Source organism: Nocardiopsis alborubida, assembly GCF_012396365.1.
In the GTDB taxonomy this organism is placed as follows: Bacteria; Actinomycetota; Actinomycetes; order Streptosporangiales; family Streptosporangiaceae; genus Nocardiopsis; species Nocardiopsis alborubida.
This window is the reverse complement of sequence record NZ_JAAXPG010000013.1, coordinates 17,290-32,970: the sequence shown is the minus strand read 5'-3', so window position 1 is coordinate 32,970 and position 15,681 is coordinate 17,290. Positions and strand designations below refer to the sequence as shown.

At 74.4% G+C, this 15,681-nt stretch carries 9 protein-coding genes; 1 reads left to right on the top strand and 8 read right to left on the bottom strand.

Translation table 11 applies throughout. From position 1 onward, the window contains the following. Positions 1 to 39: 39 nt before the first annotated feature. Positions 40 to 894 carry a DUF4184 family protein gene (locus HGB44_RS14965; protein WP_061082703.1) on the top strand — a complete coding sequence of 285 codons (855 nt, stop codon included), beginning with the start codon at positions 40 to 42 and terminating at the stop codon, positions 892 to 894. A gap of 76 nt (positions 895 to 970) precedes the next feature. Here the strand turns inward: HGB44_RS14965 and HGB44_RS14960 are convergent, their stop codons facing one another. The 8 genes from HGB44_RS14960 to HGB44_RS14925 all read right to left on the bottom strand — a co-directional run bounded on the left by HGB44_RS14960 (position 971) and on the right by HGB44_RS14925 (position 15,295). Further along, positions 971 to 2,209 (bottom strand): sulfotransferase family protein, encoded by a 1,239-nt coding sequence (locus tag HGB44_RS14960; RefSeq protein ID WP_061082702.1) that lies wholly within the window; start codon positions 2,207 to 2,209, stop codon positions 971 to 973. A gap of 20 nt (positions 2,210 to 2,229) precedes the next feature. Continuing rightward, entirely contained in the window at positions 2,230 to 2,631 is a 402-nt protein-coding gene (locus HGB44_RS14955) for a hypothetical protein (protein WP_061082701.1), read from the bottom strand. Positions 2,632 to 2,659: 28 nt separating this feature from the next. Continuing rightward, on the bottom strand, positions 2,660 to 4,294 hold the full coding sequence (locus HGB44_RS14950) for a serine/threonine-protein kinase (RefSeq protein WP_061082700.1): 1,635 nt from the start codon (positions 4,292 to 4,294) through the stop codon (positions 2,660 to 2,662). Positions 4,295 to 4,439: 145 nt separating this feature from the next. Next, a complete protein-coding gene (locus HGB44_RS14945; RefSeq protein WP_061082699.1) occupies positions 4,440 to 8,840 on the bottom strand; it encodes an FtsK/SpoIIIE domain-containing protein in 4,401 nt (1,466 codons plus the stop codon). A 98-nt stretch (positions 8,841 to 8,938) separates the two neighbouring features. Beyond that, positions 8,939 to 9,235, bottom strand: a complete 297-nt coding sequence (locus HGB44_RS14940) for a WXG100 family type VII secretion target (RefSeq protein WP_017563317.1) — start codon at positions 9,233 to 9,235, stop codon at positions 8,939 to 8,941. Positions 9,236 to 9,395: 160 nt separating this feature from the next. Continuing rightward, positions 9,396 to 10,043 (bottom strand): hypothetical protein, encoded by a 648-nt coding sequence (locus HGB44_RS14935; RefSeq protein ID WP_017563318.1) that lies wholly within the window; start codon positions 10,041 to 10,043, stop codon positions 9,396 to 9,398. A gap of 37 nt (positions 10,044 to 10,080) precedes the next feature. Further along, complete coding sequence (locus tag HGB44_RS14930; protein WP_061082698.1) at positions 10,081 to 10,407, bottom strand: hypothetical protein; 327 nt, start codon at positions 10,405 to 10,407, stop codon at positions 10,081 to 10,083. A gap of 34 nt (positions 10,408 to 10,441) precedes the next feature. Next, complete coding sequence (locus HGB44_RS14925; RefSeq protein ID WP_061082697.1) at positions 10,442 to 15,295, bottom strand: hypothetical protein; 4,854 nt, start codon at positions 15,293 to 15,295, stop codon at positions 10,442 to 10,444. Positions 15,296 to 15,681 lie beyond the last annotated feature (386 nt).

The following is a 15,681-nucleotide window of genomic DNA, read 5'->3' as shown; positions in this document are numbered from 1 at the left end:
GGGCCCCGCCGGGGCCGGTCCCCACCAAGGGAGGACGGCGTGCCCTTCACCCCCAGCCATGTCGCGGCGGTCCTGCCCCTGGTGCGTACCGGGCTGCCTCCGGCGGTCCTGGTCGTCGGGTCGGTGGCACCGGACCTGCCGTACTACCTGCCGCTGCCCGTGGCCGCGGCGTCCACGCACGGCCCCGCCGGGCTGTGGCTGGACGTACTGCTCGGCAGCGCCGTGCTGGCGGTGTACGCGTACGCGCTCCGGCCCCCGCTGCACGCGCTGGCCGGACGGTCCCCGGTCCCGCGCGTCCGGGCTCCCCGGTCGGCGCGGGAGGCGGCGCGGTCCGCCGCGCTGACCGCCGCGGCCCTGGCGGTGGGGTCGGCCACGCACATGGCCTGGGACTCCTTCACCCAGACGGGCGGGGCCCTGGTGCGGGCCTGGCCGCTGCTGAGCACTCCGGTGGCGGGTCCGCACCTGCTCTACAACGTGCTGATGTACGCGAGTTCGGCGGGCGGCCTGGCCGCCCTGGCCTGGTGGGCCCACCGCGAGCGCGTCCGGCGCACGGGCGCCGGACGCGCTGGCCCCGGGGCGGGCGGCCGCACCCCCCGCCCCCGCCGCGGCGGGGAACTCCCGGAGCACCCCGGAGCGGACTCCCCGGGCGGTCCCGGCGGGGACTCCCCGGGCGGTCCGACCGGTGGGCGCGTGCGCGTCCTTGTCCTGTCCGCCCTCGCCGTGTGCGCGGTGGCGGGCGCGGTGGCGGGCGGGCTGTCCGACCGCGCCCAGGCGAGCGGCTACGACCTCGTGCGCTGCCTGCTCGTCGGGGCGGTCACCGGCACCGGGCTGGGCCTGGCCGCGTGGACCGCCGTCTGGTGGTCGTCGGGACCGCTGCGCCGGACGGCGCGCTGACACCGTGCGGTCCCGGCCGACCCTCCCCCCACACCACGGTGCGGGGAAGGACCGGCCGGGCACGCGCCACGGGCCCTCAGACCCCGTTCCCTCCGGCCCGGGCCGCCTCGGCGCCGGTCAGGTCCGGACCGAACGCCGCGTGCACCTCCTCGGCGGTGAGCCCGTAGTGCTCCAGGCTGTACCGGTGGCCGCCCGGGTTCTTGCGCCGGTCCGCGCGGGTGTAGGCGAGCGTGCGGGCCCGGGTGTCGGGACCGAACTCCTCACCGAGGCCGCGCCAGACGCGTTCGGCCGCCCCGAGCGGGTCGGACGTCAGTTCGCCGTAGGGCAGGTCCAGGAAGCGCTCCGGGCCGTGCTCGCGGCGCACGCGGCGGGCGCGCTCGGCGCCTCCCGCCCAGATCTCCAACCACTCGCGGCCGATCCAGCGCGGGTCCACGTCGCTGCTGTGGATGTGCATCGACGCCTCGACCAGGCTCGCCCACGACGCCATGGCCCGCGCCGGGTCGCGGTCGGTCAGGACGATCACCGCGTCGGGGAAGACGTTCAGCAGGGCGTCCAGGTTGAACAGGTGCAGGGGCGACTTGAGCACCCAGCGGCGCGCGGGCCGCTTCCACTGCAACGCCTGGAACTGCTGTTTGAGGTAGGCGTAGTCCGGGGTGGCGTCGCGCCCCTCGACCCAGGCGCGGTAGTCGGGGGAGGCCGCGCGGACGTGGAAGAACATCCCGTGCGGCAGGAGGAAGACGCACTCCTCGGGTTCGAGCGGGTGCATGGGGTGGATGGTCTGGAACCCCGGTCCCATGGCGTCCATGCCCCGGACCAGCGTCCGCGCCAGGGCGAGGCGCTCGCGCCTGCTCACGGTGCGCTCCCCGGGCCTGCCCGTGTCGGGGACCGGGCTCAGCATCTCCCACAGCCGCGGGGCGCGGGCCCGGACGTGCTGGGCCAGGAGCCCGTGGCCGAACGTCGTGCCCGTCCTGGGCAGACCGGTGATGAACACCGGCCGCTCGACGGGCAGGGCGGCGATCTCCGGGTTGGCGTCGAGCAGGTGGAGCATGCGCAGGCGCGTCTCCAGCCGCCGCCGGACCTCGCTCCGCAGGCCGATCCGGCCGATCGGGGTGACGTCGGGCACCGCCTGCCAGGCGTCGTGGAGCACCCGCATGTCCGAGAGGAAGGGTTCGTCGGAGGGCCAGGGGAGCCCGCTGCGGGCGGAGGCCTCCCCCAGCATGGCGTCGAAGGTCCCCTCGGAGGCGCCGAGGCGTTTCTCGAAGGGTCTGAGCAGGGTGTTGACCGGGTTCATCCACCGGGGGTGGTGCACGTTCACAAGCGCCCTCTCCTGTTGTGTCAACCGCAGTTGGTGCCGTTGCGCAGGACCCACTCGTCGCCGACCACGCCGCCCCAGTCCACGCAGTGGCCCGCCGCGTCGGCGTAGACCGGGCCCGCGTACTCCGTCCAGTCGCCCGGGTCGGTGTCCCACGAGGTGGAGTCGCTGCGTTTGAGGGCCGCGTCCATGTTGACGGCGCTGCCCGGGTCGGACCGCACCACGACGACGCAGTTGCGGCCGTTGGAGTTGTTGTAGGTGAGGAAGACGGTGCCCCCGCTGACGGAGGCCTCGTTGACCACCCCGTACCCGCTCCCGCACTGGCCCCCGTAGGAGGCGGCGGTGGCGGGCACGGGGGTGGTCACCGCCACGGCCAGGGCCAGGCTCGCCACGGCGGCGGCCCTGCGCACGAGGGTCTTCGGCATGTCTCTCCCGTGTCTCATGTTCCGGCTCCTACCAGGGCGGGGTGCCCGTGCCGCTGGTGCTGTGCTGCTCCACCAGGCGGGTGATGGTGACGGTGCCGTCGTCGTCGGTGGTGTAGGTGACCTCGGCGGTGATGGTGCGGCTGCCCTGGTTGACGTAGCCGGTCAGGGCCGAGGGGCTGGAGGGCACCGAGCCGGCGCCGCCGTCGCCGACCGATCCGCCCTGGCTCTGGCAGAAGCTCCACGCGCACACCACGGTGGCGCCGTCGAGCACGGCGTACTGCCCCGAGCCGCCGGAGGGCTGGAAGGCCACGACGTGCTCGCCCGAGGGGCGCGGTCCGCCCGCGCCCACCCCGGCGCCCACCGTGGCCGTCGTGGTGGTGGACCCGCCGCCGGAGCTCTCCTCGTCCTCCTCGCTCGCGGACGCCTCCTCGGAGGGTTCCTCGGACGGCTCGTCGGAGGGCGAGGCGCTCTCCTGCGGTTCCCGACCCACCGGCCCCGGACGCCGCCCCTCCTCCGCGGTCTGCCGCGCGTCGGCCGCGTCGGCGGGCTCGTCCCCGAACCAGGCGGCCATGGGCAGGGAGTCCCAGTTGCTGGCCAGGGCCACTCCGCCGAAACCCAGCCCCGCGAGCAGGACCAGGGCGCCCAGGACGGCGCCGACCACGGCCAGCGCCCTGCCCGGACCGCCGGAGCTCCGGTCGGGCGCCACCGCGAACTCGCGTTCGGGGGCGGCCTGCACACCCTGCCAGGTGTGGTCGACCACGGCGGCCATGACGCCGCCCGCCGCCGCGGCGGAGTCCACGGGGGCGTAGGAGCGCCCCGGGTTGCCCGCGGCGACCACGCCGCTGACCAGTTCCAGCGCGGTCGGCCGCTCGGACGCCTCCTTGCTGAGGGCGCGGGCGGCCAGGTCGGCCAGGGGGCCGTTGAAGCCCTCGGTGTCCGGTTCGCCGCTGATCACGCGGTGCGCGACGGCGGCCGGGTCGCCGGTGCCGAACGGCGGGCGCCCGGTGGCCGCGTAGGCGACCAGCGCGCCCCAGGCGAAGATGTCGTCGGCGGTGCTGGGGGGCGCGCCCCGGTAGTGGTCCGGGCTGATCCAGCCGGGCGAGCCCAGCACGGACCCGGTACGGGTCAGCGCGGTCTGGTCGATCGCGCGGGCCACGCCGAAGTCCAGGACGCGGGGGCCCTCCGGCGACAGCACGATGTTGGCGGGCTTGAGGTCGCGGTGGGCGATGCCGACCTCGTGGATCTGGGCGAGCGCCTCGGCCACCCCGGCGGCCAGGCCGAGCAGCAGCTGCTCGCCCAGCGGGCCGTTCTTGCGCATGTAGGCGCTGAGCGTCATGCCCCGCACCAGCGGGGTGACCAGCCAGGGCCGCTCGGCCTCGGTGTCGGCGGCCAGCAGCGGCACGGCGCAGGCGCCGCCCACCCTGCGCAGGAGTTCCACCTCGCGGGCGAAGCGGGCCCGGAACTCCGGGTCGGCGGAGTACTCGGGGTGGATGAGCTTGACCGCGACCAGAGCTCCGCCCTGGTCGTGGGCCGCGTACACGACGCCCATGCCTCCGGAGCCCAGGCGCCTGAGCGGCCGGTAGGGGCCGATGCGCGCGGGGTCGGTGGAGGTCAGTTCGGTCGCGGTCGCGGGGAGAGTGACGGCTGAGGGGTGCGTACTCACTGCTGTCTGCTCACAGGTCTCGTTCGGGGCGGAGTGGGGGAGTACGGGGCCCTCCCCCGGAGAGGGGGAGGAGGGGGAGGAGGGGCACACTCATGGATATCACCGGTTCTGTTCCGGCCGCCCCGGGCGGGGCGGCCGGTGGCGGTCACGGCAGCGGCACCCTCACCTGCTGGATGCGGCCGTCGCCCAGGTGCAGGTAGGCGGTGCCGGGGGTGAGGCGGGGGCTGGACACGCCCTTGGGCAGGCGCATGCCCAGTACCTCGCCGTCGCTCTGGGACTGCGGGGAGAGCAGGGCGCCCACGCGGTTGCGCTTGAGGTGGACGTGCCACCCGTTGAAGCCGCCCTGGAGGGCCTCGTTGGTGCCCGCCGCGACGATGCCCCATCCCGGACCGACCATGCCGCGGGCGATACGGGTGAACTCCTTGCCGAGGTCGCTCTGGAGGAGGAGTTCGGCGTCGTCGATCATGACCACGGCGGTCTCGCCCTGGAAACGGCCGAGCGCCTCGTGCAGTTGGGAGAGCTTGGGCTCGGCCGCGTCCAGGACCCCCTGGACGCCCGGCTGGTGGCGCAGGTCGGCCAGGCGCGAGGAGCGCGGGGTGACCAGCAGGAGCTCGGTGCCGCCCTCCAGCAGCGACCTGGCCATCGTGGTGAGCATGCTGGAACGCCCGGACTGGGGAGGCCCGCTCACCAGGAACGTCGGGACGCGGGACAGGTCGGCGCTGACCGCGGTCAGCTCGTTGCCGCCCACGCCCAGCAGCGCGTGCAGCGGGCGCGGGGCCCCGGGACGGTAGCGGGCCGTGTCGGCGTAGGCGAGCTGGTCGGGCAGGACGTCCACCCGGAACGGGCGCGGCCCGGTGCCCTCCTGCGGGCGCCGGGACACGAAGTCGGCGATGCGGCCCAGTTCGGCGCCCTGCGCCGCGCCCTGCGGGTTGCGGTTGAGCAGGGCGAGCTGCACCTCCATGGCGTCCCCGGCGCGGAAGGCCCGGCCGTCGGGGATCTCCTCGGGCAGCGAGCGGGCGTTGAGCCCGGCGGCGCTGTAGTCGCCGTTGTCGTTGCAGCGCAGCACCAGCAGCTCCTCGGTGGTGGAGGAGTACTTGGTGCGGGTCAGGAGGCGGTCGCCGGTCGCCACGACGTGCACGCCCACGCCCGCCCCGTCGCGCATGAGGGTGGTGACGTCCTCCACCAGGGCTCCGTAGTTGTACTCGCCGAAGGCCTGCTCGAAGGCGTCCACGCGGTCGATGAACAGCACCACGTGGGCGGGGCGCTCGTCCGGTGGCAGCTTGGCGCGCAGTTCCTCCAGGTCGGCGCAGCCGTGCGAGGCGAGCAGCTTCTGGCGCCGGTCCAGCTCCTCGCCGAGCATGCCCAGCAGGCGCACGACCCGCTCTCCCTGCGTGCGCTGGGCCACCGCGCCGCAGTGGGGGAGCCGCTCCATCGGCAGCAGGGCGCCGTTGCCGCAGTCCAGGCCGTACATGTGCACGTCGCCGGGGTGGTGGGCCAGGGCCAGGGATGCGGCGATGGTGCGCAGCGCCTGGGACCGGCCGGTGCGGCCCGAGCCCATGATGTGCAGGTGTCCCGTCCTGGCCAGGTCGAACACGTACGGGAACTGGCGCTGCTGCGCGGGCACGTCGACCAGCCCCACCGGGGCGGGCTGGACCCGGCCGTGCACGGCCTGCGGAGAACGACCCCGCAGCAGTTCGGACAGGGTGAGCGCGGTGGGCAGCGCGGGCAGCCACGGGCTGGGCTGGCGGCGGGCGCCCGACCGCTCGGTGGCCTCCTTGACCGCGGCGACCAGGACGGTCAGGTCGGTGACCTCCACGTCGCCGGTGTCGGCGGGGCCCTGGACGGCCGCGGGGGCGGGCAGCGCCAGGTCCGACCACTTCACGGCGTGCGCGACCGGGTCGGAGGCGTTGGCGGCGGCCACGACCCGGCGTCCGCCCACCCGGCCGGACTGGAACGGCAGCAGGGAGGCGTGCCCCAGGCGGACGTAGGCCCGGCCGGGGGTGTCGATGCCGATGTGCGCGGACTCGGCGGCGTCGATGACGTCGCGGCTCTCGGCCTCGTCGGTCATCCGCAGGGCGATGCGCAGGTTGGTGTTGGCGCGGATGTCGTTGGTGACCACGCCGCCGGGGCGCTGGGTGGCCAGGACCAGGTGGATGCCCAGGGAACGTCCCCGCTGGGCGATGTTGACCAGGCCCTTGACGAAGTCGGGCAGCTCGCGGGCCATGGACGCGAACTCGTCGATGACCAGCATCAGGCGGGGCATCTGCGGCATGCGCGGGTCGCGGTCCAGCAGCTCCAGGTAGTCCTCGATGTCCTTGGCCCCGGCCTTGGCGAGGATGTGCTCGCGGCGGTGCAGCTCGGCTCCCAGCGACACCAGGGCCCGGCCCACCAGGTGGGTGTCCAGGTCGGTGACCATGCCGACGGTGTGCGGCAGTTCCACGCAGTCCTTGAACGCGCTGCCGCCCTTGTAGTCGATCAGCACGAACGACATGGACTCGGGTCGGTTGACCGCCGCCAGGGAGGCCACGAGGGTCTGGAGCAGCTCGGACTTGCCCGAACCGGTGGTACCGGCGATGAGGGCGTGCGGGCCGTCCCTGCGCACGTCCACCGAGAACGGGCCGTCCAGGCCCAGGCCGAGCGTGGCGACGGTGCTGCGCCCCCCTGAGGCCCAGTGGGCGGCGATGGCGTCGCCGTCGGGCGGCTCCAGGCCGATGACGTCGAGCAGGCGGGCGCTGCGCGGGAGCGAGCCGCCGCCCTCGCCGACGCTGCTGTCGCGCATGGGCGCCAGGGCGCGGCCCAGCCGGTCGGCCCAGGCCGCGGAGGGCACGTCGGGGCGCACGTCCTCGACGTTGTCGAAGGAGGTGCGGCGCAGGCGCATGCCGTGCGGGGTGGAGCTGACCACGGCCTGGCACTCCTCGGGGAGCAGGCGCTCCTCGGCGTCCAGGCACAGGACGTAGATCCCGGCCTCGGGGCCCTCGCGCAGCAGCTGGACCACACCGGGCAGCGAGCGGATGCGCCGGGCGCCGTCGAGCACCACCACGACCGCGGGCTGGTCGGCGAGGTCGCGGCGGGCCTGCTGCCGGGCCTCCAGGAGCATGAGCAGCTCCGACACCCGGCGGGCGCAGGTGGTGGCGTCGATGCCGATCCGGCCGAGCGAGAGCTGGGGGCGGTCACCGCGCAGGTGGGGCAGGTAGCGGGTCCAGCGCCAGCGGTTGTGGTCGCCCTCCATGGACAGCAGGTACAGGTGCAGTTCGGCGGGGCTGTGCAGGGCGGCGAGCTGGGCGACCAGCCAGCGCTCCAGGGCCTCGGCCCCCTCTCCGCGCCCGGCCACGCCCACGACCCCGTTGTCCTTGACCGACACGCTCACCGGGACGTCGCGCATGTCCCAGGTGACGTCGCGGCGGTGCTCGTCCTTGGTGGGGTCGCTCAGGACCACCTGGGAGGGGATGCTGCCGGTGCCCACCCGCAGCTGGGTGAAGTCCTCGTCGGTCTGTCGGCGCTCCCACAGCCTCGCGCGCGGGCCGGTGGCCAGCAGCAGCACGGCGGCGGGGTCGGGGCAGGTGTCGCGGAGCTTGCGCTGTTCGGCGACGAGGGCGTCGCGCGCGTCGCGGGTGACTCGCTCCTTCTTCTCCTCGTACTCGGTGAGCTGCTTGTCGTAGCGGGCCTTGGTGGTGCGCCGCTGCATGATCTGCATGAACAGCACCGAGACGGGGGCGAGCAGGCCGATCAGCAGGTACTGGGGACGGCCCATGATGAGCGCGCTGCCGACCGCCATGGTGATCGGGATGAGGATCATCATGATCAGCTGGGTGATCGGGCGGTCCGGCGGTTCGGGCGGGGTGGGCAGCTTGAACTTGGTCTTGGTGGGTGCCGGGTGCAGGCGGGGCGGGCGGTTGTAGTCCAGTCCGGTGCCGTCGTCGGAGGCCACCACGGAGGCGTCGGGGCGGTGGTTGGGCCACACCTCGAAGAGGGTGCCGCCCAGGGTGAGCTGCTCACCCTGCGGCCAGACGGTGTCGGGGCCGACCTCGTCGCCCTCCAGGGAGCAGCCCCGTCCCCCGCTCGTGCCCAGGATGGTGACGGTCCCGTCCGGGGCGACCCGGATCCGCGCCCAGTAGCCGTCGGAGTCCACGACGAGCACGGCGACCTCGTCGTCGCCGACGACGTAGTCGCCGGGGTCGAGGCGGGCCACGCGCCCGGCGTCGGGGCCCGAGACCACGCGGACCTCGACCACGCCGGGCGGCTCGCCCTTGACCGGGGCGGGGCCGCCCACGCCGACGAGGGATCCGTCGAGGAAGCCCGCGTCGGCCAGGGAGGCGGACGGGTCCACGAGCCGGTCTCCCAGGTACAGCGGCACGTCCTGGCCCGGCGCGCGGGGCAGGGTGCGCACCATCGGGTCGACGGCCTCGGAGAGCTGTCGCACCGTGGAGCTGGGGTCGGCGTCGACGAGGACGTCCAGGCGCAGGGCGGAGGACGCCACGGGGCCGCTGCCGCCGGGGCCGTCCACGGCCGGACCGGTGGCTGGGGTCGCTGTGAAGAGGAGGCGCACGGTGGGACTGCTTCCGGGTTCGTCGTCGGGTCGGGGGCGGGGACGGCGCGAGGACGCCGCCCCGCCTGCCGGGTGGTGCCGGGGCTCCGCCTCCGGGGTCAGCCCCTGAGGCCCTCGCCCAGCTTGTCGTCGGTCTCGCTGAAGGTCTCGCCGACGGTCTTGATGTACTTGCCGATGCCTTCGAGGCCCTTGTTCACACCCTCGAAACCGGTGTTGAACTCCTCGAAGAACGGGCGGAAGTGCTTCTCGGCGGCGGGGGTGCTGTAGCCGTCCGAGATGAGGCCGTCGACCTTGCTCTTGATGCCCTCCAGCCGCTCGGTGAACTCGTTGAACTCCTGGATGAGGGAGGACGAGGTCTCCTCGGTCTTGTCGCTGTCGACGTTGTACACGGGCATGTGTGCCTCCTGCTGGGTGGGTGGGTGGGTGGGTCCGGTTCGCTCGCGCCCGGTCGGCGCGGTCGTGGCGGGAGCCGGGGCCGCTTCCGCGGGCACCATTGTGGTGGATACGTCCTCCGGCGGGGTGGTTCGCCCCGTTCCCCGTCGGCTCCGGTGCCGCTCAGGTGGTCTGCTCGACCTCTCGGAGCCGGAACCGTGCGCTGCCGGTGACGGCGTCGAAGAGGTCCAGGACCTCCTCGACCTGCTGGGAGTTGGGGCTGGTACAGCTGACCATGACGCGTCTGTCGAGTCCGGGGAGCTCGAAGGCGGTGTGCATGACCACCGACCGGACGACGGCGTCCTCCAGGTCGTGGTCGGCGATGCCGAGGACGCGTCCGCACGTCCCCGCGCCGGACTCGGGGAGGTCGACCACGTCCTTGCGCAGCCAGGTGCCCTCGCGCGCGGTGGCGGTGTCCGGGTAGACGTGCTCGATCATCCGGATCGGGTCCATGGCGTGCTGCCCCTTCCCCGCGGGGAAGGCGAACACGCAGACGGTCGCCATGAAGAAGCCGTCGTCGTACTCCTCGAAGACCCCTGCCGCCGCCAGCAGGCCCGCTCCGACCACGTCGCTCGTCACCTGGGCGATGTCGCCGAACATGTCGTTGAGGGCGTCCAGCTCCTCGGGCCGGTTCCCGTGCATCTCGACGGCCTGGGCGCGCAGCCGGGCGAGGGCGTCCCCGCTGAGGTCGTACTGCGTCCACGTCTCGGGGACGGCGATGTCGAACAGGATGTCGACCTTCGGGACGTCCTCTTCGAACTGGTAGGGCATGGAGGTGCCTCTCCTCTACTCCTCTGCGGTCGCGGGGTCAGACGGCGACCTGGTTGGGCGGGGGAGCGGGCTTGCCGCCCTCCGTCAGGCTCCCGCCCAGCTCCTCGTCGGCCTCCCGGAAGCTGTCGATGACCGGCGTGATCGCCTGGAGCAGTGCGCCCAGGTCCTCGGCCTGGCGCTCGTAGTTCTTCTTGCAGTCCTCGCCGTAGTCCTTGGCCTTGTCCACGAGGTCACCGGGACCGATGTCCTCGGCCCTGTCCCCGGGGCTCTCGACGTTCTCACCCGTGAAGGCGTTCTGGATGCGCCCCAGCGAGCGCTCCATCTCCTCCAGGGCGCCGACGTCGATCCTCACGACGCGGGCCATGCCGTACTCCCTTCCTCGGTGTGTGTGCGGGTCGCTAGAGGAGGTTCACCCTCTCGTCGAGTTCGGCGTCCTTCTTCTCCAGGCTCGCCTGCTGGGCCTCCGCGGCCGCCAGGACCGCCTCCAGCCTCCGCAGGTCCTCCGGGCGGTTCCCGTCCGCACGGGCGGCCTTGATCTCCTTCTCCAGTTCCGGGATCAGCTCGCCCTCAAGGAACGCGGTCTGCCCCCCGATGGCCTCCCTCTCCGCGGCGATGGCGACCTCCTCGTCGAGGTACTCGTTCGTGATCAGGTCGCGGAGGTCGTTGCGGATCGCCTGGTGGCCCATCTCCAGGGGGAAGGCCGACAGGTGCGACCGCACGCCGTCCGTCGGCAGCGCGGTGGTCCCGGAGAGCTGGCCCTCGGCCAGGCCCTTGGGGGCGGCGGTGCCCAGCTGCACGACGGCCTGGACGATGTCGGTCCCCGTGAAGTCGCCGTCGGCGAACACCTGCCACCCGATCTCCACTCCCAGGCCGCCGAGGACGTTGACGAAGTTCTTGGTGAGTGTCAGGCGCATCTCCTCCAGCATGGCACCGAAGCTGTTGAGGCTCGGCCGCACCGGGGGGCGGTCCCCACCTGGGGAGTCCCCACCCGAGGACTCCCCGTCCCTCTGCCGCGCCGGAGTCCCCTCACCGTCGGAACCGGTGGTGTCACCGTCCCGGCGGTCGCCGGGAGCACCGGTGCCCCCGTCGGCGTGCGCGGGTGCGCCGTCCCCGTCCGTCCGGGTGCCGGGGGCGGCGTCGTCGCTGCGGGGCGCGCTGGTTCCGTCCCCGTCCGTCCGGGCCCCGGGAACGTCCACCCGGTGCTGCGCGCCCTCGGGCGTGGTGACCCGGACGTGGTCGGGGGTGATGCGCAGGTCGGGTCGGCCCTCGCCGCCGTCCACCCGGACCCCTCCCCGGCCGTCCCGGATCGTGTTGCCGTCTCCGTCGGTGACCGTGGTCCGGCCCGAAGGCGTCTGGGTGCCCCCGACCTCCCCCGCACGGAAGCTGACCTCGTCGGACCCGCGGAAGGGGTTCGGGAGCCGGCCCGGTTCGGGCCGCACGCTGACGCCGTGGTCGGGGCGGGTGTGTCCGGTCATGCTGCCGTCGGAGCCGGCGGACACGTGCCAGCGCGGCGGGACCCTGCCCGCGTCCCCGGCGGTCTCACCCATGCGCAGCGGGGGGTTGCCCGGACTGTCCGGGGAGGGACCGCGCACGTCGGTGCCGCGGGGGCCGACGCCGATGACGCGGTCGCCGTCGCGGACGGTGCGGTCCGCGTCGCGGGGCACGTCCAGCCGGACCTCGTCCGCCCGCGTGCGGACGGTGACCCCGCCGTCGGTGGTGACGCGGCCCTCGGTGCCCGTGTGCTCGGCCACCGGACCGTACGGGGGAACCGTGCGCGTGGTCTCCCCCCTCCCCAGGCCGCTGGAGTCCCCGGGGCGGGCTTCCGTGCGGGTCGTGCCGTCGCCCACGTGGGCTCCGTCGGCGGAGCTGCGGGCGTGAACGCCGTCGGGTCCGCCCGCCACCACGCGCTCGGGGCCGCCGGGCCTCTCCGGTCCGGATACGACCCAGTGGTCGCCGGCCCTCATCGCGGTGGAGCCGTCGGGGTCGCGGACGGTCTGCAGCCGGTCCCCGCGGGCGTCCGGAGGCGTGCTCACCGAGGACTGGCCGTCGCGCGAGGTGGTCACGGTCCAGCCCTGGGGGGTGTCCACCCTCAGAGCCGGATCCGTTCCCGGGACGAGGGTCACCCTGGTGCCGCCCGTGAGCACGCAGGGCTGGCCCGTCGCGGGGTCGGTGCGCAGCGGCGGGTAGGGGCCGTGGGGGCGGCCGTCGGTTCCGTAGGAGCGCGTGGCCCCGTCGGTTCCGCGCACCTCGACGACGGTCCGGCCGTCCCGTTCGGTGATCCCGACGGCGGCGCCGTCCTCGGTGCGGACCCGGCCCGGTGCGGTACGGGTGTCTCCGACGGTGACGTCGCCGTTCGCGTCCTGAACGGCTCGCGGGGTCAGCGAGGGGTTGTTCGTCCTGATCTCCGCGCTGCCGTCCGACCGGACGACCGCGCTGGAGTCGGCCCCGGTGGCGGTGCCCACACCGTCACGGCTCTGCCACAGGTCGACTCCGCGCGCGCCGTCGGTCACCCTGACCCCGTGCTGGTCGGCCCGGACACGGGTGTCACCGGAGTCCACGGTGGCGCTGTCGGTCCCGCGGTCGTAGCTCTGCGAGGTCCCGCCCTCGCTGTCGATCCGGTAGCCGTCGGAGCCGATCTCCGTGCTCCTCCCGGTGGCGGGGTCGGTCACCCGGGTGCGCGGCACGGCGGAGGAGCCGTCGTCCGCGGGCCTGGAGATCTCCGGGCCCCCGCCGCCGAAGCGCAGGTCCACCGGTCCGTCTCCGCTCCGGGTGATCCGGACGTCGCCGTCGCCGCGGGGCTGCTGGACGGTGAGGCCGTCGCCGGTCCGGATGGTGGAGCCGTCCCCGTCGCGGGAGACGGTGACCTCCCCGTCCGCGGTGGGGACGCGTACCTCGCCGTCCCGGTAGGAGGCCCCGGGCGTCCCGTCCGGGCCGGTCAGGTCGACGCCTCCGGACGGGCCGCGCGAGGTGGTGACGGACGAGCCGTCCGCACCGGTCACCTGGAACCCGTCCTCGGCACGCCGGACGGAGGTGCCGCCGACGTCCACGCCGTCGCGGGTGACGTTCATGGTGTAGTCGCCGCCGTCCGCCGGATAGCGGTAGGAGACGCTCTGCTCCCCGTCCGGTCCCCGGCTGGTGCGGTACTCGCCGAAGTCGCCGGACGTGACGGTGCGCTGGTCGGCGGCCCCGGAGCCCTCGCCCGTCCCCGCGTGCGCTCCGTCCCCGCCCGCCCCGTCCGGGGCGGCGGAGGGCCCGGTGTCGGGCCGCCCGGCGGTGTCGGCCCCCTCGCCGCGCGGGGCGGGAGCGTCCGGCACGGGCTCTCCGGGCTGGCCCGGGCGCTGGGAGGGCAGGCGCACACCCTCACCCGCGACGTTGGCCCCGCCCGTGGAGCCCCCGTACTCGCCCTCGAAGCGCTGGCCTTCGGGAACGGGACCGCCGCCCGTCGTGTCCGCGGCGCCGGAGGGGTCGGACGCGCCGTCAGCGGAGTGCGCGGTCGGCTCCGGTGCGCCGTGAGCGGGACCGGAGCCCGTGGTGTCCGGACCGCCGCCGACGTCCACCTGGACGTCGCCCGCGTCGGCGGACGGGCGGCCGGGCAGGGAGACACCCTCGGTGGAGGTGTTCGCGGCACCGCTGGACGGGGTGGCCTCGCCGGAGAACGTCGGGATGTCCGGGGCCCCGGGCCCGTCGCCGGTGCCGGAGGGGGCCGTACCGCCCTGCGGGGAAGCGTCCTGTCCGTCCCCGGAGGGGGAGGGGGAAGAGGAGGGAGCGGTGGCTCCGGGGGTACCGCCCGTGTCGGCGGTCGCGGGAGCACCGCCGGTGTCAGGAGCGGACGGGATTCCGCCCGTGTCCGAGGCGGACGGAGTGGCGGCCGGTTCCGGGGTGGACGGAGCGGCGGCCGGTTCCGGGGTGGACAGGGTCCCGCCCGTGCCCGAGGTAGCCGGATCCCCGCCCGTGTCCGGGGCAGCCGGACCCCCACCCGCGTCGGGGGTGTCCGGGGCGGACGGGGTGGCGGCCGGGTCCGGGGACGCGCCGTCGCCGACCGCGGGCGCGGGGTCGGCGCCCGGGGTGGGCCCGGAGCCGCCGCCCGAACCGTCGGAGCCGCCGAGGAAGGACGGCAGCGATCCGTGATCGCGGGCGGCGCCGACGGCGGCGCCGGGCACGTTGGTCGCGGCGGCGCTGGCGAGCTCGTACCCGAGGTCGATGTCCTCCCAGGAGGTGCCGGCGGCCATCTGGACCGCGATCGAGGAGCCCATGCCGACGGCGGTGTCCCGGGCGCCGGTGGTGATGGTCGTGGAGATGATCGGGTGGTCCCGGCTGACGCGGCTCACCGTCGACGTGACGGTCCGGACGGCGCGGTTGCCGCCCACAGCGCCCCGCACCCCGCTGGTGGCGCCCCGTACCGCGGAGGAGGCGCCGCGCACGCCCGAGGAGATGCTTCCGGTCACGCGCGGGGCCGCGGCGGTCAGCCCCCGCGTCACCGCGCGTCCGCCGCGCAGGAGCACGCCGCCGGGGACGAGGGAGATCAGGTCCAGGCCGAGGGTGGTGACCGTCTCCATGTTGAACCCGAGCTTGCCCTCGCGGTGGAGGGTGGACGCGCTGATCGCGAGCGCCCCGAGGGCCAGGGCGATGCCCAGGCCCGGGATGAAGATGGCGGCGATACCGCCGACCACGAGGATCGCCGCGTAGATGAGGGGGTTCTCCTCGACCCACGTGACGATCGCGTCCAGCCATCCCCACAGCTCGTTCGGGTCGCCCTGCTTGGCCTCCTCCAGGGCGTTCTTACACGTACCGACGGCGTCGTCCATGTCACCGAGCACGGTCTGGAGGCGCGTGACGTAGGCGTCGCGGACGGGGTCGTCGCCGTCCGCCTCCTCCTTCCACGCATCGGGGTCCTCCAGGGCGAGGTAGGCCTGCTCGGCCTCGAAGACGATGATCCCGCTCTGCTCGCGGGCCGTCTCCAGCGCGCCCGTCCAGGTGTCGAGGGCCTTGTAGCCCTTCTCGTAGGCGCTGTGGGCCTTGTCCAGGTACTTGGGCAGTTCCTCGATGAGTTCCTTGAGGGCGTCGACGGTGCTGCCCTCGCCCAGCTGCCCCTTGTCCAGCCTGCGGAGGTCGGCGGCGGCCTGCTCGGCGGAGTCCGCCAGCCCCTCGTAGAACGTCTTGAGCGAGCGGGCGTCATAGGCGGACCACGGAACCGGGTCCTCCTCCTTGCCGAGGAGGTCCCACCTGTAGTGAGTGCGCGGTTGCTTGGCCACGTCCCGTATCGCTCGCTTTCCGGATCGCAGAACGGCGCGGTTCAGGCGATCTCACACCTGCCACGGGGTTGGGGAGGGGACTGTGCGGGCCCGGGGTCCGGGGGCGTTCGGAGAGTCCGACATCATAGACTGCCACGCCCACGACTGAGCAGACGCCCCAGGGGCGCGCAAAGTTCTCACGAACCTCGTAGGGTTTGCCTTCGTCATCCCTGACGGCGCCCGCCGCCCCGCGGAAGCGGCTCCAGGCTCGGCGACGCCGGCCCGCGCGGCCCCGGAAGGCGTTCCCCAGCAGCGAAGACAGCCACAGGAGAGAGCGAGTGACCCTGACAGCGGCGGCACGGTCCGGATCTTCGCACGCGCGATCGGCGCGCGGGGGTCTGGCGTTC

What these genes read in the sequence shown, in the direction of transcription:
- HGB44_RS14940 (WP_017563317.1), bottom strand. Translation starts at nt 9,235, where the DNA reads ATGCCCGTGTACAACGTCGACAGCGACAAGACCGAGGAGACCTCGTCC.
- HGB44_RS14955 (WP_061082701.1), bottom strand. Translation starts at nt 2,631, where the DNA reads ATGCCGAAGACCCTCGTGCGCAGGGCCGCCGCCGTGGCGAGCCTGGCC.
- HGB44_RS14930 (WP_061082698.1), bottom strand. Translation starts at nt 10,407, where the DNA reads ATGGCCCGCGTCGTGAGGATCGACGTCGGCGCCCTGGAGGAGATGGAG.
- HGB44_RS14935 (WP_017563318.1), bottom strand. Translation starts at nt 10,043, where the DNA reads ATGCCCTACCAGTTCGAAGAGGACGTCCCGAAGGTCGACATCCTGTTC.